This is a genomic window from Mesorhizobium sp. M0626, assembly GCF_040320665.1.
Lineage (GTDB): Bacteria > Pseudomonadota > Alphaproteobacteria > Rhizobiales > Rhizobiaceae > Mesorhizobium.
The window spans coordinates 26743-46739 of the sequence record NZ_JAMYQD010000034.1 but is presented as its reverse complement, the minus strand read 5'-3'; the positions used below and the strand labels follow the sequence as shown (position 1 = coordinate 46739).

Annotated in this window: 24 protein-coding genes; 11 read left to right on the top strand and 13 right to left on the bottom strand. The window is 62.5% G+C overall.

All coding sequences use genetic code 11. From position 1 onward, the window contains the following. Window positions 1-101 precede the first annotated feature (101 nt). The 3 genes from NKI37_RS30345 to NKI37_RS30335 all read right to left on the bottom strand — a co-directional run bounded on the left by NKI37_RS30345 (window position 102) and on the right by NKI37_RS30335 (window position 1941). Window positions 102-707, bottom strand: a complete 606-nt coding sequence (locus NKI37_RS30345) for a general stress protein (RefSeq protein ID WP_023704148.1) — start codon at window positions 705-707, stop codon at window positions 102-104. Between the two features lie 31 nt (window positions 708-738). After that, window positions 739-1491, bottom strand: a complete 753-nt coding sequence (locus tag NKI37_RS30340) for a DUF4142 domain-containing protein (protein ID WP_023700948.1) — start codon at window positions 1489-1491, stop codon at window positions 739-741. A 261-nt stretch (window positions 1492-1752) separates the two neighbouring features. Then, a complete protein-coding gene (locus NKI37_RS30335) occupies window positions 1753-1941 on the bottom strand; it encodes a hypothetical protein (protein WP_023671089.1) in 189 nt (62 codons plus the stop codon). A gap of 130 nt (window positions 1942-2071) precedes the next feature. Here NKI37_RS30335 and NKI37_RS30330 point away from each other — a divergent pair, with 130 nt between their 5' ends. The 7 genes from NKI37_RS30330 (at window position 2072) to NKI37_RS30300 (ending at window position 6377) form a co-directional block, all read left to right on the top strand. Beyond that, window positions 2072-2458 carry a hypothetical protein gene (locus NKI37_RS30330; RefSeq protein WP_023710871.1) on the top strand — a complete coding sequence of 129 codons (387 nt, stop codon included), beginning with the start codon at window positions 2072-2074 and terminating at the stop codon, window positions 2456-2458. Between the two features lie 144 nt (window positions 2459-2602). Further along, window positions 2603-3190 carry a TetR/AcrR family transcriptional regulator gene (locus NKI37_RS30325; protein ID WP_023710872.1) on the top strand — a complete coding sequence of 196 codons (588 nt, stop codon included), beginning with the start codon at window positions 2603-2605 and terminating at the stop codon, window positions 3188-3190. A gap of 104 nt (window positions 3191-3294) precedes the next feature. Continuing rightward, window positions 3295-3870, top strand: a complete 576-nt coding sequence (locus NKI37_RS30320; RefSeq protein WP_023700951.1) for a DUF308 domain-containing protein — start codon at window positions 3295-3297, stop codon at window positions 3868-3870. A gap of 118 nt (window positions 3871-3988) precedes the next feature. Beyond that, the gene (locus NKI37_RS30315; RefSeq protein WP_023671091.1) at window positions 3989-4198 is read left to right on the top strand and encodes a hypothetical protein; all 210 of its coding nucleotides are present in this window, start codon (window positions 3989-3991) and stop codon (window positions 4196-4198) included. Between the two features lie 59 nt (window positions 4199-4257). Next, window positions 4258-4527 carry a PilZ domain-containing protein gene (locus tag NKI37_RS30310; protein WP_023726509.1) on the top strand — a complete coding sequence of 90 codons (270 nt, stop codon included), beginning with the start codon at window positions 4258-4260 and terminating at the stop codon, window positions 4525-4527. A gap of 170 nt (window positions 4528-4697) precedes the next feature. After that, window positions 4698-5246, top strand: coding sequence for a dihydrofolate reductase family protein (locus NKI37_RS30305; protein WP_023710873.1), 549 nt, complete (start codon window positions 4698-4700; stop codon window positions 5244-5246). A 696-nt stretch (window positions 5247-5942) separates the two neighbouring features. Then, window positions 5943-6377 (top strand): hypothetical protein, encoded by a 435-nt coding sequence (locus tag NKI37_RS30300; protein WP_023671095.1) that lies wholly within the window; start codon window positions 5943-5945, stop codon window positions 6375-6377. Between the two features lie 392 nt (window positions 6378-6769). Here NKI37_RS30300 and NKI37_RS30295 read toward each other — a convergent pair whose 3' ends face one another. From NKI37_RS30295 to NKI37_RS30265, 7 genes are all read right to left on the bottom strand, one after another. Further along, the gene (locus tag NKI37_RS30295) at window positions 6770-7582 is read right to left on the bottom strand and encodes an SDR family NAD(P)-dependent oxidoreductase (RefSeq protein ID WP_352791115.1); all 813 of its coding nucleotides are present in this window, start codon (window positions 7580-7582) and stop codon (window positions 6770-6772) included. Continuing rightward, window positions 7579-8598, bottom strand: a complete 1020-nt coding sequence (locus NKI37_RS30290; RefSeq protein ID WP_352791113.1) for a sugar phosphate isomerase/epimerase family protein — start codon at window positions 8596-8598, stop codon at window positions 7579-7581. Before NKI37_RS30290 ends, NKI37_RS30295 begins: the two co-directional genes overlap by 4 nt. After that, on the bottom strand, window positions 8595-9362 hold the full coding sequence (locus tag NKI37_RS30285) for an SDR family NAD(P)-dependent oxidoreductase (RefSeq protein WP_023728472.1): 768 nt from the start codon (window positions 9360-9362) through the stop codon (window positions 8595-8597). Before NKI37_RS30285 ends, NKI37_RS30290 begins: the two co-directional genes overlap by 4 nt. Window positions 9363-9401: 39 nt before the next feature. Beyond that, the gene (locus tag NKI37_RS30280) at window positions 9402-10508 is read right to left on the bottom strand and encodes an ABC transporter ATP-binding protein (RefSeq protein WP_023728471.1); all 1107 of its coding nucleotides are present in this window, start codon (window positions 10506-10508) and stop codon (window positions 9402-9404) included. 25 nt (window positions 10509-10533) lie between these two features. After that, window positions 10534-11439, bottom strand: coding sequence for a carbohydrate ABC transporter permease (locus tag NKI37_RS30275; RefSeq protein WP_023671100.1), 906 nt, complete (start codon window positions 11437-11439; stop codon window positions 10534-10536). Further along, on the bottom strand, window positions 11432-12355 hold the full coding sequence (locus NKI37_RS30270; RefSeq protein ID WP_352498863.1) for a carbohydrate ABC transporter permease: 924 nt from the start codon (window positions 12353-12355) through the stop codon (window positions 11432-11434). Before NKI37_RS30270 ends, NKI37_RS30275 begins: the two co-directional genes overlap by 8 nt. Before the next feature lie 93 nt (window positions 12356-12448). Beyond that, window positions 12449-13714 carry an ABC transporter substrate-binding protein gene (locus NKI37_RS30265; RefSeq protein ID WP_023683165.1) on the bottom strand — a complete coding sequence of 422 codons (1266 nt, stop codon included), beginning with the start codon at window positions 13712-13714 and terminating at the stop codon, window positions 12449-12451. A 211-nt stretch (window positions 13715-13925) separates the two neighbouring features. Here NKI37_RS30265 and NKI37_RS30260 point away from each other — a divergent pair, with 211 nt between their 5' ends. Beyond that, window positions 13926-15065 carry an ROK family transcriptional regulator gene (locus tag NKI37_RS30260; protein WP_352791111.1) on the top strand — a complete coding sequence of 380 codons (1140 nt, stop codon included), beginning with the start codon at window positions 13926-13928 and terminating at the stop codon, window positions 15063-15065. Between the two features lie 29 nt (window positions 15066-15094). On the opposite strand, the gene NKI37_RS30255 is transcribed toward NKI37_RS30260, so the two are convergent. Beyond that, window positions 15095-16135 carry an aminopeptidase gene (locus NKI37_RS30255; protein WP_502896400.1) on the bottom strand — a complete coding sequence of 347 codons (1041 nt, stop codon included), beginning with the start codon at window positions 16133-16135 and terminating at the stop codon, window positions 15095-15097. Between the two features lie 238 nt (window positions 16136-16373). Continuing rightward, entirely contained in the window at window positions 16374-16607 is a 234-nt protein-coding gene (locus NKI37_RS30250; protein ID WP_023671105.1) for a hypothetical protein, read from the bottom strand. A gap of 185 nt (window positions 16608-16792) precedes the next feature. On the opposite strand from NKI37_RS30250, the gene NKI37_RS30245 reads away from it, so the two are divergent. The 3 genes from NKI37_RS30245 to NKI37_RS30235 all read left to right on the top strand — a co-directional run bounded on the left by NKI37_RS30245 (window position 16793) and on the right by NKI37_RS30235 (window position 19484). Beyond that, window positions 16793-18793 (top strand): AI-2E family transporter, encoded by a 2001-nt coding sequence (locus tag NKI37_RS30245; protein ID WP_023691875.1) that lies wholly within the window; start codon window positions 16793-16795, stop codon window positions 18791-18793. A gap of 129 nt (window positions 18794-18922) precedes the next feature. After that, window positions 18923-19081, top strand: coding sequence for a hypothetical protein (locus NKI37_RS30240; protein ID WP_023735062.1), 159 nt, complete (start codon window positions 18923-18925; stop codon window positions 19079-19081). A 274-nt stretch (window positions 19082-19355) separates the two neighbouring features. Next, window positions 19356-19484 carry a hypothetical protein gene (locus tag NKI37_RS30235; RefSeq protein ID WP_352791107.1) on the top strand — a complete coding sequence of 43 codons (129 nt, stop codon included), beginning with the start codon at window positions 19356-19358 and terminating at the stop codon, window positions 19482-19484. Between the two features lie 27 nt (window positions 19485-19511). Here the strand turns inward: NKI37_RS30235 and NKI37_RS30230 are convergent, their stop codons facing one another. Beyond that, entirely contained in the window at window positions 19512-19880 is a 369-nt protein-coding gene (locus NKI37_RS30230) for a response regulator (RefSeq protein ID WP_352791105.1), read from the bottom strand. Window positions 19881-19997 lie beyond the last annotated feature (117 nt).

The following is a 19997-nucleotide window of genomic DNA, read 5'->3' as shown; positions in this document are numbered from 1 at the left end:
CACCCTAACCCCCCCCCCCTTTGGCGCCATATTCTGTGCCCCCGCCGCCCCCCCCCCCCCCCCCCGCGCCCCCCGCCGCCCCGGGGGCCGGGGCTCGATGATCAAAGTGGGCTGGCGTTGCGCGTTCTGTCGCGCTCGGCCTCGATGTCGGTGTAGGGGTCGGCATTGGCATCGAAGCCGGTCCAGCCACCGGCTTCGTAGGCGCGTCGGCGGTCTTGCAGATCGACCGAGTTGGACTCGCCAAGAATACGCTCGGCCTCATCGGCGAGTTCGTCGCTGACCCTGGCGGTCACCATCGTGCCACCGCGGCGAACGCCCTCCGCATAGACATGCGCATCCCTTTCGGGGACGCCGGACTCGGTCAGCGCCCCGACGATGCCACCGGCAGCGCCACCGACGACCGCGCCGCCAACGGCGCCGACCGCGGTGGCGGCCAGCCATCCTGCGGCCACGACCGGACCGACGCCAGGAATGGCCATGATGCCGAGCCCTGTCAGAAGCCCGCCGGCGCCGCCAATGACGGCTCCAAGACCGGCGCCGCCGGCTGCATCCTCGGCGGCGTTGGAAGTGTCGCCGTCGTCGTACCAGTCATCCGAATTGTTGGCGACGATGCTGATGTCGGCCTGCGGCACTCCGATTGCCTCCAGTTCGCCGACGGCATCGGAGGCATCATCGTAGTTGTCGAAAAGTCCGGTTACGGTTTTCATGGTCTTGATCTCCTCGATCTGGTTCAGAGGTTCAGTTGGCGCCGGCAACGACGTTGCCCTGATAATCGAGCGCCACGGTCGTGGTCTTGCCATCCTTGGTGGCCTGACCGCGCCAGATGCCCTGGTCGTCTTTGGTCAGCTTGGACACGCCGGAGAAGCCGGCATCCTGAATGCGGCTCTTCGCCTGATCCTCGGTGAAGCTGTTGGCACCCGGGATCGGGGCGGCCGGATTGGTGGTGTCGGTCGTGCTCACGGCCGGGGTGGTGGAGCTGGTGGTCGACGATGCATTGTCGGCGGAAGCGATCTTCTCGACCATTTCCTGATGCATTTTGAGCGTCGGCAAGGTCTCGGAGGCGAAGGTCTTCAACTGCGCGTTGTCGCCGTCCTTGGCATAGCTCTCGAACAGCGTGACCGCCTCCGAATGCGCATCGCGCTGTATCTGGACATAGGGCTTGTCGACGGCATCGTTGGCATTCTGCAGAGCCTCCAGATCGGCCTTGTGCTTGGCGTCCAGCTCCGTCGGCACTTTCAGCTTCTGTTCGCCGGCGATGGTCGCAAGCTTGGCGTTGGCGGCGCCGTGATCGTCGATCATCTTCTTGGCGAAATCCTTGACGCCTTGATCCTGCGCCTTGCCCTCGGCGATCTTGCTCGAATCCACCTCGAACATGCCGCCGATGGCGGCCTTGTCGACAAAGTCCTGAGCACTGTCGGCGGCGAAGGCGGGCAGGGCGAAGACCATGGCTGTGGCGGTGGCCAGCGAAGCTAGAAGAACACGTGTTTTCATGGACAGAGATCCTCGTTGGGGCACACATCGTGCTGTGAGCCTAACCAGTGCGGCCAAGCTTTGTTCCGCCGCCAAAGCGTTATAGCCGGGAGGGTCGATGCCGCGATGATGGCCCCTCATCCTCGGCTTTTGCGCCTTTGCGATGTCGACGCGTGGCGCGGACGGCGACCCGCTCGATGGGCGCCTTGCAAGTCCATCGCAAAGGGAAACGAGGCCTTCGCCGCCCGCAAATGAACACCGCCCGCGGTGGCCTATCGAGGTTCAGCGATCGTTGCGTTCGAGGCGGCGAGCAACCTCTGTTTGTGCGACCTGCAGCAGCGTGTCTATTTCGAACATCGCCGCCGCATGGCCGCCGTCGCGAATGACACGGCGGGCGCGGTGGAGCAGGTCGGAGACCGTCCGCAGCGTTTCAGCATGGCTCGATCGATTCGACAAATGCGTGCCCTCCATCAGCCACAACCGTTGGATCGGGAGAGTGTTCCCAAAGTTGGCGGCCGGCCGGGTGAATGACTGTGAGCGCAGGCGGCGGAACCATCCTTGTCCGTTGGCCGTTCCCCCTGCCTCAACGAGAGGAACAGCCATGGCCGAGAACGACACCCCGAAGGACACCCCGAAGGATACCGCGAAGGAAACCCCGAAGGACACCCCGAAGATTTCCGCCCGAGAGGCCCAGGAGGCCCTGGAGAAGCAGGTCGCATCGCTGAGGCGCGAGATCAGCAAGATCAACCGGACGCTTGCCGAGCGTGCAGAAGATGCCGTCGGCGAAGCCGGCGGCTGGTACGGCAGCGCGACCGAGCGCGCGGCACGGGCAACGCAGCAGCTGAGATCGCAGGCGCAGACGGTGTCCGAAGCCGTCCAGCAAAATCCCGGCACCATCAGCAGCGCTTTCGTGCTTGGCGGCATTGCCGGGTTATTGATCGGCATGCTGCTCGGGCAAAGCCAGGAACGCGACCGAAGCTGGTTCTAGTGGCGTATCTTATGACTATTGCGCCCGCCGGCTTTGCTGGCGGGCTTTGTATTTATGGACGCCAGATCAGTATCGCTTGAGTGAAAAACTCCCGCTCGGAAATTCGGTGTTGACAGCTGTCCTACTAGTAGGTAGGTAAACGCCATGAGCAACCTTGTGGCGACCTCCGATCAGATTCTGGCGTCCGCGCGAAACTTCATCGTGGCCGGCGGCTACAACGGATTCAGTTATGCCGATATCGCCGGCGAGGTGGGGATCCGCAAGGCGAGCATCCACCATCATTTCCCCAGCAAGGTCGACCTTGTCCGCACGCTTGTGGCGCGCCATCGCGAGCGTACCGAGGCCGGCATGGCAGATCTGGAAAGTAAACTCTCGGACCCGCTTGCACTGCTTCAAACCTATGCCGACTACTGGGCAAAATGCATTGAAGATGCGAGCGTCCCGTTTTGCGTCTGCGCGCTGCTTGCCAGCGAACTCCCTGCGCTCCCGGCTGAAATTGCCGTCGAAGTGCGGGCTTACTTCAGATTTCTGTCGTCCTGGTTGACCAGGGTCATGGAGCACGGCGCCGAGCAGGGGATTCTCGGATTTGCAGGCTCGGCGGAGCTGGAGGCCGAGACCTTCATGGCGACCGTTCATGGCGCCATGCTGTCCGCGCGCGCTTATGGCAACCCCGCCATGTTCGGCACCATTCTGACGCCAACCGTGCAGCGTCTGTCTCGGAAGGTTCACTAACAGGAATTTGCGCGACAGGGGCGGCGAGCCCCTTCACCGAATTCCCTCGACGCGTCCATCATGCCTACCTTCTAGTAGGTAAACACAAAAAGGGAAATCCGAAAATGCTTGCCAAGACGAATGAAGCCAACCAATCCTCATGGCTCAAGAGCTACTATTTCATACGCTTTGCCGTGGCGGCCGCCTGGGTGCTGCTGGCCTTTACCGTCGCCAGCACAATGCCGTCCCTGGCAGCCATCATGCTGGTCGCCTATCCCGCCTGGGATGCGCTGGCCAATTTCGTCGACGCCCAGCGCAGCGGTGGGCTAAGCCGCAACAAAACGCAGCTGCTGAACTTCGTCATCAGCATCATCACCACGGCGGCGGTCGCCATTGCTCTGGGCAAAAGCATGAATGCGGTGCTCGCGGTGTTCGGCGTCTGGGCGGTCCTGTCGGGCCTCTTTCAGCTGGCAACCGCGGTCCGGCGCTGGAAGTCCGGCGCGCAGTGGGCAATGGTGCTGAGCGGCGCCCAGTCGGCGCTCGCCGGCATCTTTTTCGTGAAGATGGCGGGCAGCGATGCGACGGTCGGGATCACCGATGTCGCGCCCTATGCCGCGTTCGGCGCCTTCTACTTCCTGGTCTCGGCAGTCTGGCTGACGGTCAGCGACGCGCGGCGCAAGGCGGCTGAGGCCGCCGGCTGAGGGCGTCGCGTTTCGAAAACGGGATTTGTGGTCGCCGCCGCCTGCGCGGCGCCCTCGACAGGTGAGTTGAGTTTCCCTGCCGCGGTCGTATGTTGTTGACCGTAGTGGAGGATCACAAATGCCCATTCGACGCAAAGCCACCGAGGCCGGCGTTTTGCAGCCATCCGAACTCGAGCTGTTGGGCCGTGTATTCGAGCAGCTTAAGCGCGACGGTCAGTCGCCCGAAGCACGCGACGCCATCGCATCCCGGATTATCGCGAACTATATGGCCGGCGTGGTCGACGAAGCCGAGCTCGTCAGTCTTTCGAGGCAACCGCTGGGCCGGTAGCGCGCTTTCCATTCCGGGTTCAGAAGAGTTTCAGGTCGTCAAATCAGAGGGATAAGGCAATGCCGGCTGACCCACCGATAGAGCGACGGTCGCATATCCGTGATCTTGTTCTGAAGGAAGCGACAATCCGCGTTGGCGACGCCAGTATCAATTGTCTGGTTTGTAACCAGCACGCCCACGGTGCGGAGCTGCGGGTGAAGGCCGATATCGCAATCCCCGACCGTTTCGTGCTTCACGTGCCGGTCGATCATACCAGCTATCGCGCCGTGGTGCGGTGGAGACGGAACGAGCGACTTGGGGTGCAGCTTGATTCGGGAAGGCAGGCGTAGAGGGCGATAGCCGGGACGGGTGCAGGGTTGATGGGACAAGGCAGGGCTCGTTTGCGGCACGAACGCTTCTTTCTATGCTACTTGCGATTTGCAATCAGTTGCTATAGCGTCTGACTGCTTGCAAATTACAAGCGGTTAATCCGTGAACCGACTATGTGAAGGCGCTGCTTATGGCCAAACTTATCTTGGGAATGAACGTCTCCATCGATGGCTATGTCGATGACCTTGCCGGAAATCTGGTCATGGGCGCACCAAGCCAGAAGCACTTCGAGTACTGGATCGAGACGATTCGCAACCATACCGGCGCTGTGTATGGCCGCCGGATGTACGAGGTCATGCGCTATTGGGACGATGATCACGCGGAATGGGACGCTCCGCTTCGCCAGTTCGCGACACTCTGGCGCAAGCTGCCCAAATGGGTCGTTTCGCGCACACTTTCACGGGTAGGCCCAAACGCCACCCTCATCTCCGGCGATATTGAAGCGCAGATTCGCGAGATCGCGGCCCGCACGGAGGGTACCCTGAGCGTTTCCGGTCCGGAACTGGCCGGCCTTATGACCAGGCTGGGGCTGATCGAGGAGTATCACCTGCACGTGAGGCCGTTCGTGCTCGGCAAGGGCAAGCCTTTCTTCCACGAGGCAAGGCCTCCGCTGCAACTGGTGTCGAGCACATTGATCGATGACGATACGGTTCATATGATCTATGTGCCGCGAGGCTGAACGATAAGGCGCTTCAGCGCCAACATGCGAACCAACACGTACGTTCGCAGTGGGCCTGGTCCCGGCCTTCGCACCGAGGTCTCACATGTCAGCTTGCGTGCTGGGTACCCAAGCAGCAGAGGGTCTGCTGTCGGCCGAAAATCTGCCGGTCAGCAATGCGCCCCATGCCGGTCAAAGAGGCCTTGCCGCCGTTCCTCCATAAGCAGACATTGCAGACCTACAAGGACATCGCTTTTACGCCCGAAGCGCCGCTTCGGTTGGTCCTTCAGTGACCTGGCGGCCCAAGGGCGTCGTCCTCCACCGCCCGCCCTCGTCCGCAACTCATCGTTGCCGCCAGCGGCTCTGCTCCTGGCCTTCCCCCGATGACCGAGCGGGTAGTGAAACATCATGGTCAAGCCTGAAAAGCAAGGTCCAACCTAACCGCCTTTCCAGGCCTGCGTCATCATCGTCCAGCAGTTCAGGATCCTGCGTGCGCCAGCCGGGTCCGCCGGGTCGGCCGGCCGCACAGTTTTTTTCATCCCGCTGGAACATTGGCGAAGGAATGCAGTTGGAGTCGCTGCAGATGCCGCCGCGTGGTGCCTGTGGGCGATTGGTGGCAACACCTGATCGGCCGCCGCTCCTTTACGAGGCGGCTTAGCGTGTGAGCCAATCCTGCAGCAAAGGCCTTGGGATTGGAACGACCAACAGGAGGCAGTCATGAAGCACCAGACACTCGATCAACTCCAGTCAGTCGCGGACATCAGTCCACTATCGCCGGCTCTGCTGGCTACAAGGACGCAACGGATAGAGCGGTGGGCGGAACTGCTCTATCGAAATCCGACGCGCTCCCTTGTGGCTCTCACCGGGACTGAGCATCTGCATCCCTCTGTCCGCGGAGAAGCGCGCGCGGTCGGATCGGCGATCAGTGTCGCCTTTGACGATCCACTGCTGCGTGCATCGGGCATGCAATCGGATACCTACGGGGAAGCCAGACGCTTCTTCGAACTCTCCGATTGGCAGTTGCATGAGATCGTCTGCAGTTGCCACACCGGCGCCACCATGCAGGCTGGCTGGGCCGCCGGGCGTGTCCGCAGGGTTCTCAATGGGAGCAAGATATTGGCTTGGCTGAGAAAAGGATTCATGCCGCACTGAGACACAGCGCTTGCGCCTGAAGAAGCATGCAGGCTCCAGCAGAGATTGCATCGGCTCCGCGAAGGCATGGCTGACCTCAATGAAGTAGGGCGGCCGAGTTGCTTGCGACTTCAGAAATGACGTTCACCATTGCTTAATGGACCTCGTCAGGGTGATCGGCAATTTCGTGAATAGCGAGTACCAGCGCCAGTTTCGACCAACCGGTCGGCAGCGCCCTCGTGACCAAGCGGGGTTACTTATCCTCGGTGCGTCACATGTGCGCTTGGTCAGCGGTATAGCCTGCCAATCCCTCCACAGCCGTTTTGACGCTGCGAAAAGCTCGAGGCGCCCAGGAATCCCGAAAACGGACCTTCCGCTTTCGGCCCCGAAATTGAAATTCGAGGCCTCCCCCATCACCCCGGAAAGATCGTAAACCCGCCATCCACCCGCAGCACCTGCCCGTTGATAAACCGCGCCCGCGGGCCAGCCAGAAACGCCACCGCCTCCGCGATCTCTTCCGGTTCCGCATAGCGGTTCAGCGATTTGCGGCTGGAATCCATGCGCTCCGGATCGACCACGCGGGTCGCCTGGAAGCGTGCCGTCTTGGTGGCGCCGGGGCTGACCGCATTGATGCGCACGCCGTCGTCGATCAGTTCCTTGGCCAGACAGCGGGTGTAATGCACGACCGCGGCCTTCAAGGTGGAATAGACGACCTCGGGCGAGCAGCCGAGATGGGCCGCCGCCGACGCGATGTTGATGACGGAGCCGCCGCCGCGCTGCTTCATCGGCGGCACGAAGGCCTGGCAGACCAGCATCGTGCCGATCAGATTGTTCTCGGTGAGCACGCGGATGTCGTCCAGTTCGATGTCGAGGGCGTTGTTCGGGTTTGGCTTGCCGCCCTTGGCGCCGATGTCGCCGCCAGCGCAATTGACCAGCACATGGACGTCGCCGAGATCGGCCTCGATCTTGCGCTTCATCGCGGCCACCGCCTTCTGGTCGCCAATGTTGCCGGTCACCGACGTGACCTTCGTGCCATGCCGCTTCAGGCGCTCGACCACTTCGCCGAGATTGGCGAACTCGCCGTATTTGGCCGGCGCCGTTTCGTCCATGTCGTGGATCGCGACATTGGCGCCGAGTTCCGCCAGGCGCTCGGCCATCACGCGGCCGAGTCCGCGGCCGGAGCCGGTTACGAAGGCGGTCAATCCATCGAGTTCACGTGCCGTCATCGGATATTCTCCATCAGTTTGCGCATGTTGGCGGCGCTGCGCCGGATCATGTCGAGCTCATAGGAAACCAGTGAGACGTCGTCCTCGCGCTCCCAGGGGGTGCTTGTGTCGGCATCGTCGGGCAGCCGGTTGCGCTGCGCCGCCGCCAGGCAGGCGGCAAAGTCGCGCGCCGTCTTCGGGGGATAGCCGCGCCACCAGTCGTCGCTAAGATAGCGGACATGCCGCGCCTCCAAGGCGCCCGGTTCGAGGACGGCGGTCAGGCGCTCGTGGTGCTGGCCGAGAATGGCAAACAGCTCCGCAAACGGCACCGCACCGTCGCCGATGGCGCAACGGATCAGCCGGTAACCTTCGGTCGTGAACTGCACGCGGTAATCCTTGAGGTGGACATGGCGGACATAGGGGGCGATCACCTTCGTAAAATCGAGCGGCGCTTCGCCGACCGGGAATGTGTTGCCGGTGTCGAAGGTGACGCCCACACTGTCACCACCGAGGGCGCAGAAATCGACGAGTTCCCGGCTGGTAAAGTCCTGGTGGTTTTCGATCGCAAGGACATACCCTTCGGCATTCGCGCGGGGACCCCATTCCACCAATCGCTCTCGAATGATGCCGACGTACTCGCTCCATTTTTCGCCGGCCGCGTTGCGGTCGCCGCAGAGAATGGGCGTCAGCGCGGTCCGGATGATTTTGGCGTTGAGCAGGCGCGCGGCCCGAAACGCATCGTCGAGCGGTTCGCCCACCAGCAGGCCGCCGCTGACGACCGGCGCGATGCGAAGGCCGGCGAGCCGTTCGCGCAGCGCGATCACCGCGTCGTCGGAAAGCTCGGTCAGCCATGGCACCCAGATCTCCAGCACGCGCGCGCCGAGATCGGTCGCGAGCGCGATGAAACCTTCGAGCCCCGCAGGTCTAGGATTGGCGCGTGGCGTGCCGCGGCCCTGGAGGCCGAGATGATAGGTCAGGCCGTAGGGGTTCAGGCCGACCTCGAGCATGAAGCGATCCTTTGAGTCAGGTGTGGTCATCGCAGGCCGGCATCCACGGTGATCGACTGCTTGGTGATCATGCGGCTGTCGTCGGCGGCGAGGAACAGCACCGTGCGCGCAATCTCCTCGCCGAGCAGAACCTTGCGGATCACCTGGCGCTGCACGACCTGGTCGACCGAACCTTGGGTCTTGTACCAAAGCTCCCGCTGCCGGTCGGTGATGACGGCGCCCGGCTCGATGGCGTTGACGCGGATGTTGTCGGGGCCAAACGCCCGCGCCAGCGCGAAGGTCAGCCCGATAACGGCAGCCTTGGCCGCCGCATAGGGCGCCATCTCTGACGCGCCGAAACGCCAGGCGATCGAGGAAAAATTGACGATCGAACCGAAGCCCAGTTCCTGCATGTGCGGATGCACGGCCTGGGCGGCAAAGAAGTGGTGCCTGAGGTTCACATCCTGGGCGTGGTCCCAATATTCCTGCGTCACGTCGGCGACGGAGAGGCGATTGTCATCGGCGGCGTTGTTGACCAGCACCGCGACAGGCCCTAGGCGGTCGCGCACCGTGCCGATCGCGGCCTGCAGGGCAGGGATATCGGTCACGTCGCAGCGCAGGAACAGTGGCGGATGCGCTGCCGTGGCGGCGAGGTCGCGGGCAAGCTGCTCGCCGGCCTCCTGCTGCAGATCAAGAAACGCCACTCGTGCGCCATTGGCGGCGAAGGCGCGGACCGTGTCGGCGCCGATGCCCGACGCACCGCCGGTGATCAGCACGACACGCTCGGACAGGCTCGGATAGGTGGCGAAGGACAAGGCGGAACTCTTTTCAGATCAAGCTTCGGTCAGATCGGGTCAGATCAGGCGTTGGGTCGTCGGGTCGAACAGGCACGCCCGCGCCATGTCGATGCCGAGCGTCACCGTCTCGCCCATAAGCGGCGTGCCGTCGGGGTCGAAACGGCCGGTGATCTCCTTGCCGCCCAGGCGCAGGACGGCCATGGTCTCCGCGCCTGTCGGCTCGACCAGTTCGACCACTGCATTGATCTGCGCGATGCCCGGCTTGCGGCGCGCAAGGTCGGGATCGAAGCGGTAGATATGCTCGGGACGGATGCCGAGCACGAGCTGTCGCGGCGTGTCGGATGGGAGCGCCTGGACGATCGGCAGGCTGGCCGTCTCGCCGTCGGCGGTCTGCAGGACGACAGTCGGGCGGCCGTCTTCCTGGCTCAGTTCCGCGGCCAAAAAATTCATCGCCGGCGACCCCATGAAGCCGGCGACGAACATGTTGGCCGGACGGTTGTAGATCGTGGCGGGATCGTCGAATTGCTGGACCTCGCCCTGATGCATCACGGCGATGCGCGACGCCAGCGTCATCGCCTCGACCTGGTCGTGGGTGACGTAGACGGTGGTCTTGCCGACGCGGTGATGCAGCTTCTTGATTTCGGTGCGCATGTCGACGCGCAGCTTGGCATCGAGATTGGAGAGCGGCTCGTCGAACAGGAACAGTTTGGGATCGCGAACCAGCGCCCGGCCCATGGCGACGCGCTGGCGCTGGCCGCCCGAGAGCTGTCCGGGCTTGCGGCCAAGCAGCGGTTCGATCTGAAGGAAAGCGGCAACCCGTTTTACAGCCTCGTCCTGCTGCGGCTTCGGCACGCGGCGGCTTTCCATGCCGAAGGTGATGTTCTCGCGCACCGTCATCGTCGGGTAAAGCGCGTAGGACTGGAACACCATGGCGATGTCGCGGTCCTTCGGCGGCACCGAATTGACCAGCCTTCCGTCGATGCGGATCTCGCCGGAGGTAACAGATTCGAGCCCGGCGATCATCGCCAGCAGAGTGGACTTGCCGCAGCCGGACGGTCCGACCAGCGCGATGAACTCGCCGTCCTGCGCCTCGAGATCGACGCCCTTCAGCACCTCGACCGCACCGTAGTTCTTGCGCAGCGATCGGATGGTCAATGTCGACATGCAATGCCCTTCACTTGACCGCGCCTCACTTGATCGCACCCTGGGTCAGGCCGCGGACGAAATACTTGCCGCCGAAGAGATAGATCAGCAGCGGCGGCAGCGCGCCGATCAGCACGGCGGCGCTCATGACATCGTAGGCGCGCACATTGGTGCCGCTTGCCGTCAGCGCGACGAGCGCTGCCGTGATCGGCTGTTGCTGCCCGGAGGTGAAGACGACGCCGAACAGATATTCGTTCCAGATGCCGGTGAACTGCCAGATCACCGTGACGATCAGGATCGGCGAGGAGAGAGGCAGAATGATCTTGCGGAAGATGCGCCAGAAGCCGGCGCCGTCGATGCGCGCCGCCTTGATCAGGTCGTCGGGGATGCTGACGTAATAGTTGCGGCAAAACAAAGTGGTGAACGAAATGCCCTGGATGACGTGGATGAGGACGAGCCCGTAGACCGAATTGCTGAGGCCGAGATTGCCGAGGATGAACGCCCACGGCATCAACGAAATCTGGCCCGGAATGAAGACGCCGAGCAGCATGCAGGTGAACAAAGCTTCCGAACCTCTGAAGCGCCATTTCGACAGGATGTAACCGTTCATCGCGCCGACCGCCGTCGAGATGATCGTGGCCGGGATCGTCATCTTCAGGGAGTTGTAGAAGTTGCGCTGCATGCCCTCGCAGGTGCCGCCGATGCAATAGGTGCTCCAGGCCTGGCCCCAGGCATCGAGGCGGAAGCTGCGCGGCAGCGAGATCAACCCGTTGCGCGCGATCTCCTGCTGGTCGCGGAATGAATTCAGCACCACCACCAGCAACGGGACCAGGTAGATCGCCGCGAAGACGACCAGCAGCCCATAGATGGCGAAGCGGGTGAGAAAATGCCGGCGCGACGCGACTGCGGCAGCGCGACGGTCGAGCGACTGGTCCAGGGAGACGTCAGCCATGGCCGGCTTCCTTGCGCCGGCGCCAGACCACCCAGAATGAATAGGGCACCAGCACCACGGCAACAGCGGCAAGCATCATGATGGCGGCGGCCGCACCTTCGCCGATCTGGCCGCGTTGGAACATCAGGTCATAGACGTAGATGGCGGGGAAGGTGGTCGAGATCCCCGGGCCGCCTTTGGTCAGGGCCGCCACGAGGTCGAAGGTCTTGATGGCGAACTGGATCTGGATGACGGCGACCGCCAGGAAGATCGGCGCAATGGTTGGCAGAAGCACCTTGCGATAGATGCGGAACGTCGATGCGCCGTCGATCTGCGCGGCCTTGACGAGGTCCTGATCCACCGAGCGCAGGCCGGCCAGGAACAGCGCCATGGCAAAGCCCGAGGCCTGCCAGACACCGGTGATGATCACCGCGTAGATTGCATAGTGCCGGTCGCTGGCCAGTGCGAAACTGAAGCTCGCCCAGCCGAAACCGCGCACCATGGCCTGGATGCCGTCGGTCGGATTGTAGAGCCAGCTCCAGACCGTGCCGGTGACGATGAAGGACACCGCCAGCGGATACAGGAAGATCGTGCGCCAGGCCGCTTCGCCGCGCACGCGCTGGTCGATCAGGATCGCCAGCAGCAGTCCCACGGCCATCGAGCCGACGATGTAGAAAGCGCTGAAGAAAAACAGGTTGTTGTAGGCGATGTTCCAGCGCCGGTTCGCCCACAGCGACGCGTAGTTGTCCAGGCCGACGAAGCCGTAGGTCGGCAGCAGCGAGGAGTTGGACAGCGAGATATAGAGCGTCCAGCCGGTGAACACGAAGACGTAGACGAAGCTCGCCACGAGAGAGGGGCCGAGCACCAGCAAGGGCATCGCGGAGCGCCAGGGGCGGGCGGGCGCCGGTACCGACAGGATCAGGTCGTGATTTGACATTCAGAGCACGGAGATTGGCAGAGCACAGGACTGGCGGAGCGCGGGACCGGGATGGCGGACGGCCGGGTGCGGATGGCGCCCGGCCATTCCCGTCTATTTCTGTGCTTCCGCCGCGTCGGCCATCGCATTGGCGCCATCCTCGGGCGACATGTCCGGCGTCGCCACGAACTCGGTAATGGAGTCCATGATCGCGCCGCGCATCTTCTGCGGGATGGTCATGTTGTGCGCCATCGAGCGGACCAGCGTGCCCTCCTTGATCGAAGCCTGCAGATCCTTCTGCGAGAGCTGCTGGCACGGATTGAAGCCCTTCGACAGATCGATATCCAGGCGTGCGGGGATCGAGCCCTTGGCCTGGTTGAAGACCGTCTGGAAGTCGGGCGACAGGATCAGGCTGGCCAGCAGCTTCTGGCCGTCGATGTAATCCTGGTCCTTCTGCTTGAAGAACACGACCGAGTCCGAGTTGAGGATGAAGCCGGGTTTGCCCCAATCGGTCGGCGCCTGGGCGCAGACATAGTCGGTGCCTTCCTTGAAGCCGGCGGCGGTCAAAAGGCCGATCGTCCAGTCGCCCATGATGTGGAACGCCGCGTCGCCCTTGCCGACGAGCGCCGACATCGAATCCCAGTCGCGGCCGACCATGCCCGGATCCATGTATTTGCTCGTCATCAGGCGCATCTGCGTGAAGGCCTTGACCATGCCCGGGCTGCGCATGGACTCGACATCGCCCTCGACGAAGGCCTTGCGATAGAGATCGATGTCCTGGCCATAGAGCACGACCTCGAACACCGTCGAATCCGTCCAGTCGGCGGTCGAATGCGAGATGCAGATCTTGCCTGTGGCGACGATCTTGTCGCAGGCCGCATTGAACTCGGCCCAGGTCTTCGGCATTTCCGCCACGCCGGCCGCCTGCATGACCTTGGGCGAGGCCCAGAGCCAGTTGATGCGGTGGATGTTCATGGGCGCGGCGACCCATTTGCCGGTCGGCTTCATCACCGGAAGCAATTCCGGCGCCACCACTTTCTCCCACCCTTCCGAGGCCGCCAACTCGTCGAGATCGGCGGTCATGCCGGTCTCGTTCCATTCGGCGATCTCAGGGCCCTTGAGCTGCACGGCAGGCGGGGCATTGCCGGCGATCACGTCGGCGCGCAGCTTGGCCAGCGTATTGGCGGTGTGGCCAGCGATCGAGGTCTGTTCCCATTTGCCGCCCTTGGCGGTGAACATCTCGCCGAGCTTGGCGATCGCCTGGGCGTCCGATCCGGTCGCCCACTGGTGCAAAAGGTTCGTCTTGGGTTCGGCGAAGGCTGCCCCGGCGAAAAATGTGCACGCAGCAGCGGCCGCAAGCGCGGTCATGACGGACTTCATCGTTTCACTCCCATATCGTGTTGCACGGTTCGTCTCGACCGCTTATGGCCGCGGTTTGAAGCCGCCGCCGGCGAGATGCGTCAATCTCGAGTTCTTTCCAAGATGACATATTGGAGCTATCAGTCAACGATGTTTATGTTGAGCCATGACAAAACCTTCGCTTAGAACCTGGCTAATCGACAGACCCTCCGCGTCGCCGGAGAGCATGATCGTGCGCTGCCTGAGCGAGCGCGGCGCACTTTCCGCGTTGCAGATCGCACGCGCCACCGGTCTGGCGCGCTCGACGGTGTCAACCGCGCTTAACGGCTTGAAAAAGTCTGGAATGGTGATCGAAGCCCCGACCAGCCGCGACGGCATCAGAGGCATCGGCAGGCCAGCCGCGGCGGTGACGCTCAATCCGACAGCGGGCACCTGCGTCGGCGTTCACCTGGCTCTTCAGCAGATACGGCTCATCGTCGCCGATGTCTCGCATTCCGTCATTGCCGAACAAAATATTCCAATGGCGCTGGACTACCAGCCGCAACAGGCGGCCCAGGCGGTCAAATCGGCGATTGCCCAATCCTACAGGGAAAATGGTCTGCCGATGGCGGGGCTCCTGGGGGTTGGTGTCTCCGTCTCCGGCCCTGTCAGCCGCGATGGAGTGGTGCTGCGCGCAAGCATGGTTCCAACATGGGCCGGCGTCAACATACGAGATGTGTTCGGACCCGTCCTGGAACAGCCGATCTTCGCCGACAACGAGAGCAACTGCGCGGCCATTGCCGAGCTGATGTGGGGTGCGGCCGTCGGCCAGGACGATTTCGTGCTGTTCAAGATCGATCTGGGTGTCGGCGGGGCCATTGTCCAGCATGGCCGGCTGGTGACGGGCGTCGCCGGCGGCGCCGGCGAATTCGGGCACATCAGCATCGATCCCGGCGGCGACCTTTGCCGCTGCGGCAATCGCGGATGCCTGGAGCTCTACGCGAGTTTTACCCGGCCGCTGGAACAGATTTCGCGTGTCGTTGGGCGGCAAGTCACCATGGACGATGTCATCGCCATGGCCGAGCAGGGCGACGTCAGGGCGTTGCGGATGATCGAGGATACCGCCGAGATCGCCGGCCGGGGTCTCGGCCTGATCGGCTCGGTGCTCAATCCGCCGCTTATCATCATCGGCGGCCACATGGCTTTGGCAGGGGACATTCTGTTGACGCCGCTGATCGCGTCCTATGAACGCCACACGCTGATCAAGTCCCGGGATGTCGCTCCCGCGCTGCGCACGCGCATCATCGTTGGCAGGCACACCGAGAACGATGCCTTGCTGGGCGCGGTCGGCCTCGTTTTGAGACACCAGACGAAGGAACTGTCGCTGGGGTGATCGTCAGGACCTGCCTGTGCTTGTTCAAGTCAATTGCACGTGTCGGCAGCCTTGAGCGCTTCGGCGCGGGACGATTTGGGCAAATCGGCGATCCGCCGGACAGAAGCGTAAAACCTCGGATAGTCGCCGGAACACAGGTCGAACAAGCGAAGAAAGGCCGGAACCTGTTCACCGTAGACAGAAGTTGCGGCGAGCTTGGCGTTGTTGATCGGGGCAGCGAACCAGGCGTCGTATCCCCGGTATCCCGCCCAGTGCCTGTCGCGCATCCGCCGATAGCGCGCCCGCATCCTCTCGATCGCGGCTGCCTTGGCAGTCGCCATCTTTTCCGGGGTGCGGGGACTACCATAGACCTGCCTTAGCTCGTCGCGCGTCTTCGCCACCAGTCCAAGAAAATCGGCGCTGCGCTTGCGATCGGCTTCGTAGCGGCGCAATCCGGCCCGGTCGCCGGCGGCGCGGAGCCATTTCCTGACGCCGCTGGTTTCGACGGCAACGGCGAACGCCTCGTTGAATGCGGAATCGTTATCGACATAGAAGCGCTGATGCGCCAGTTCATGAAAAACAAGGCTGGCGAGATAGGTGTCGTCCCGACGCAGCATGGTGCTCAGTAGCGGGTCACTCGACCAGCCAAGCGTGGAATAGGCGGTGACGCCCGAGACATAGACGTCCAGCCCCTGTCTTTGAAGTTCGACAGCGTTCTCAGTCGCGGATTTCCGGGAGAAGTAACCCCGGTATGGAACGCAGCCGAAAACCGGAAAGCACCAGGTTCGTGGCGCGAGCGAGAATTGCGGCGCGGCAAAAACGGCCCAGGTCACGGCGTCGCGATGGATGTCGACATAGCTGCGATAGCTGTTGTTTTCGGGCAGTGCCAGTTCATCTGTCGCAAACCGTCTTATGGCGCTCGCCGACGTCAATTTCGCGCGCAATGCCTCAGGCGTCGAAGGATCACGGATGAGTTTTGCAATATTTTTGCGGGCGGCCATGATCTGCGCGTGACCCTGCAACGACTGCGCGTAGTAGGAAATGCTCGTGCAGCCGGTCGCCCCGGACGCGATGATCGCCGCGGCAAGCATCCGAAGAACGCGCTTCACTGTTTGCCCACCCTTGCCCATCTCCCTATGCAGCAAACGTCCTGGTCACCCTCAAACAGGAGGCACCGGTTTCCGTCAAGAGCTGCAGGGGCAGGGGGCGACACCGACCTGGGCAGGGCAATGCGGGCATTCGCCTAGGATTGACGAAAGTCCACCGCAGGGCGGAGCGGGCGAGATACGGACCGTCCGTTGGGACGCCGTTCCCCCAAGCTGCCGCGCGCTACTGGTCCGAAAACCTCACGCTCACGCCGCGCTGGCGAAAATAAGCCTGCATCAACTTACGGCCCGAGCGGTTGTTCTGCGCCAATTTTGCCGGATCGAACACCGCCTGTTTTGCGCCCTCTCGTGTCAGCGCAGCCTTGAGCGTCGCGATATGGGCGTCGATGTCGGCATTGTCCGCCCGCAGCGAGGCATAGATACTTTCGGTCGCTTCGGCCACAGTCGGTTCGCTCACAGATGTCGTCCTTTGGTTGGTTGGGCGGCGGCTTTACCACAGATTTGCGGCTCCGACGATATCGACTGAAACGTCAGAGCACAGCGCCCAGGGCGCAAAACCGCAAAACGTATGTATTCGGCCCTGCTAAACATTGCCCGGCAGGCGAATGGGTCTAACTATCGCTAGGAAACGGGGGGAATCACGTGGCTGCCAATCGTCGAAACGACATCTCATCGTCCGAGCGGGGGCTAGGACGGATTCTTGCGGCAGGCAATGCCCATCCGCGCACAGCTCTGCCTACCGTGGCAACCATCGTCACGACAGTAGCTGCGCTGTATTTCGGTCGTGAGGTGTTCCTTCCCATTGCCATCGCGCTGCTTTTGACCTTTGCGCTGGTGCCGATGGTCTCCGCACTGAAGCGTGTCGGCTTGCCTCGGCTGCCCGCAGTGCTTCTGAGCGTGATTGGCGCATTCGCGGCCCTGGGCCTGTTCAGCTTCATTGTTGCGACCCAGGTAAGCGAGCTTGCTCAGAACATTTCCGTCTACCAGACAAACATTCTGACCAAGGTGCGTTCCCTCAAGGAGACGGGCGTTGGTGGCGGCATAATTGCCAGGCTGAGCGGGGTGATCGAGCGCGTCGGTCAGGAGATCGACAAGCAGGATGTGGCGCCGCCTGCGGCCGACAAGCCCCGGCGCGAGCCTGTTCCCGTCGAGATCGTCGCCCGCGAGAGACCTCTGGAGGTATTGCAGAACATCATCGGACCGTTGATCAGCCCGCTGGCATCAGCTGGCCTGATCATCATCGTCGTCATCTTCATGTTGCTTGAGCGCGAGGATCTGCGCGACCGGTTTATCCGCCTCGTCGGCTATGGCGACCTCCATCGCACAACGCAGGCATTGCAGGATGCCGGCAAACGGGTTGGCCGTTATCTGATCATGCAATTGGTGGTGAACATCGTCTACGCGATACCAATCGCGATTGGCCTTTGGGTGCTCGGCATTCCCAACGCGCTGCTGTGGGGGTTGCTGGCACTGGCGCTGCGCTTCGTTCCCTATATCGGCCCTGTTATCGGCATGCTGCTGCCCTTGTTTCTGGCCTTGGCGGTTGCGCCCGGCTGGTCGCTGGTGCTGTGGACCGCCGCACTGTTTGTCGTGATGGAATTGGTAACCGGCAACGTCATCGAACCGTGGCTCTATGGCTCGCGCACGGGACTTTCTCCTTTGGCAATCATCGTTGCGGCAATTTTCTGGACATGGTTGTGGGGGCCACTCGGCCTGGTCCTTTCGACGCCGCTGACAGTTTGCCTCGTCGTCCTCGGGCGACATGTTCCGCAGTTCGAATTTCTCGACGTCCTGTTTGGCAACGAGCCCGTCCTTGAAGCTCACGCCCGACTCTATCAACGGCTCCTGGCCGGCGATCCTGACGAGGCAACTGACCATGCCGAGGAGATCCTCGAGGAGAAGTACCTGATCGATTTCTACGACACTGTCGCCATTCCTGCTCTCCTGTTGGGCGAGCAGGACCGCATGCGTGGCGTGATGGGCGATCAACAGCGAAGGCAGGTGGCGGCGAGCGCCCAAATTCTTGTGGCAAATCTTGCCGACGATGCACAGGAAGAGGCAAGCGAGGAAGATGCGCCGACAACCACCGCGGAAGGGAGCGCGAGCAAGGAAACAGATGGCATCGAAGAGGAAGAGATCGAACTGCCCGACGGCAAGGACATGTCGGTGCTTTGTGCCGGCGGTCGCGGCGAACTCGACGATGCCGCTGCCGCCATGCTCGCTCAGGTGCTGGAGGTGCAAGGTGCTACGGTGGCGAAGGCCAGTTTTGTCGATATGGAGCCGGCAGGTATTCGTCGTCTCGAACTAGAGGCGATCGACACCGTCGTGGTCGGTTTCCTGAACCGGGATTCGCTCAAGCATGCCCGCTTTCTGGTCCGCAGACTGAAGCGCGCCAAGGCAGGTTTGAGAATTGGGATTGTGTTCTGGTCAGACGCGGAGCAGGGCGATGTCGGGCAAGAAAGGCAAGCTTTGGCCGCCGACATCAGCGCCGATTTCGTAGCCCACGGCATGGTCAACGCTGTGCTTGGCGCACTTTCTCCAGCGCCGGCCGTTCCCCTCAAAGTCGTTTCGAAACGCCGCGATCGACGGCGTCCGGCCCCTCGAAAACGGATCCCGGCCCAGGCAACGGCCGCAACAGCCTAGCCGCACCGCCATGTCTCAGATTGCCGCGCCGGCGCTGGAATGCCTGGTGCGACGGCAAGATCGTCCCCACTCGCAAACCATGGAACAATCTCGCGGCCTTGCGGTTCCTACCATCGAAGGAGAACCCCCATGCTTAGATTACTTATCCGCCTCGGCGCGATCTACGCGGCGTTCCAGATCGGCCGAGAGTTCGGCCGCAAGGAGACCGAAATCATGCTCCTGCCGCCGCCCGTTGACTACGAGCGGCACCCGACCTCAAGAAATGAAACCGAGTTCGGAGAGGCATAGGACCGCTCAATCTGTCTGGTCGATTTGGCCCGTGCTGGCGCGCCGTCCCTGCGCGGGGCGCATTATCGTGCGAACGGACCGGCCACTTGGCTGTGCCAGGATAGATCCTGGCAACGCAATAAGCCGCTATCTCTGCCGTTCAAACGCGGCACAGCGAGGTTGACCGTGCGTCGAGGAATGAGTCTCTCGCAGATCTTGGCGTTGAGCCGATGGAGAAGGAATGATCAGCACGGGCAAGGCACGACCCTAAGAAAGTGGAAGGGGAGAAGCACTGGTGCTGTCAATTGCCAGGGAGACCGGCATCACCGAGGATCACGGGCGCGAACTTGTTCGCCTGATCGGCGCCGGCCGCAATTCGCTGCTCCGTGAGGCGCGGCAGCTGCTCCGGCAGCGCCTGCGCTAGTTTAGACCAAAGGTGCTCAGAGCACGGCTATCCCGTCATCTTCTGCTGGCCGGCGGTCATGGCTATGAGAGCCCGGATCACCTCTGCAGGTCCGGCGGGTTTCATCACTCTTACGCCGGGCGAGAACGCTTCGTGGGTTTCCTCGACCCCCAGGCCGGAATAGACGACGAAAGGAACCGCCCGCGCTGCCAAGGTTTTTGCCGCGTCAACAGTCTCGCCGTCCGACAGCCTGACGTCCAGGATCGCTGCGGCGGGGGTATGGTCAGCAAGAAAACGTTTCGCCTGAGAACATGTCGCCGCTAATGCTACGGCAAAGCCCGCCTCCGAAAGATTGGACTCCATATCCAGTGCTATCAAGGCTTCGTCGTCGACGACAAGGACCAAGGGTTTGCCCATGCGCGGATGATCGCACGTTTGTAGATGGAAGACGAGTCGAGGCTACGTCCCTTTTTAGGGTCCGGTTCCCGTACGCCGCGGGTCCAGACCCCGAGCGATGGGAACCAACTGATCCAA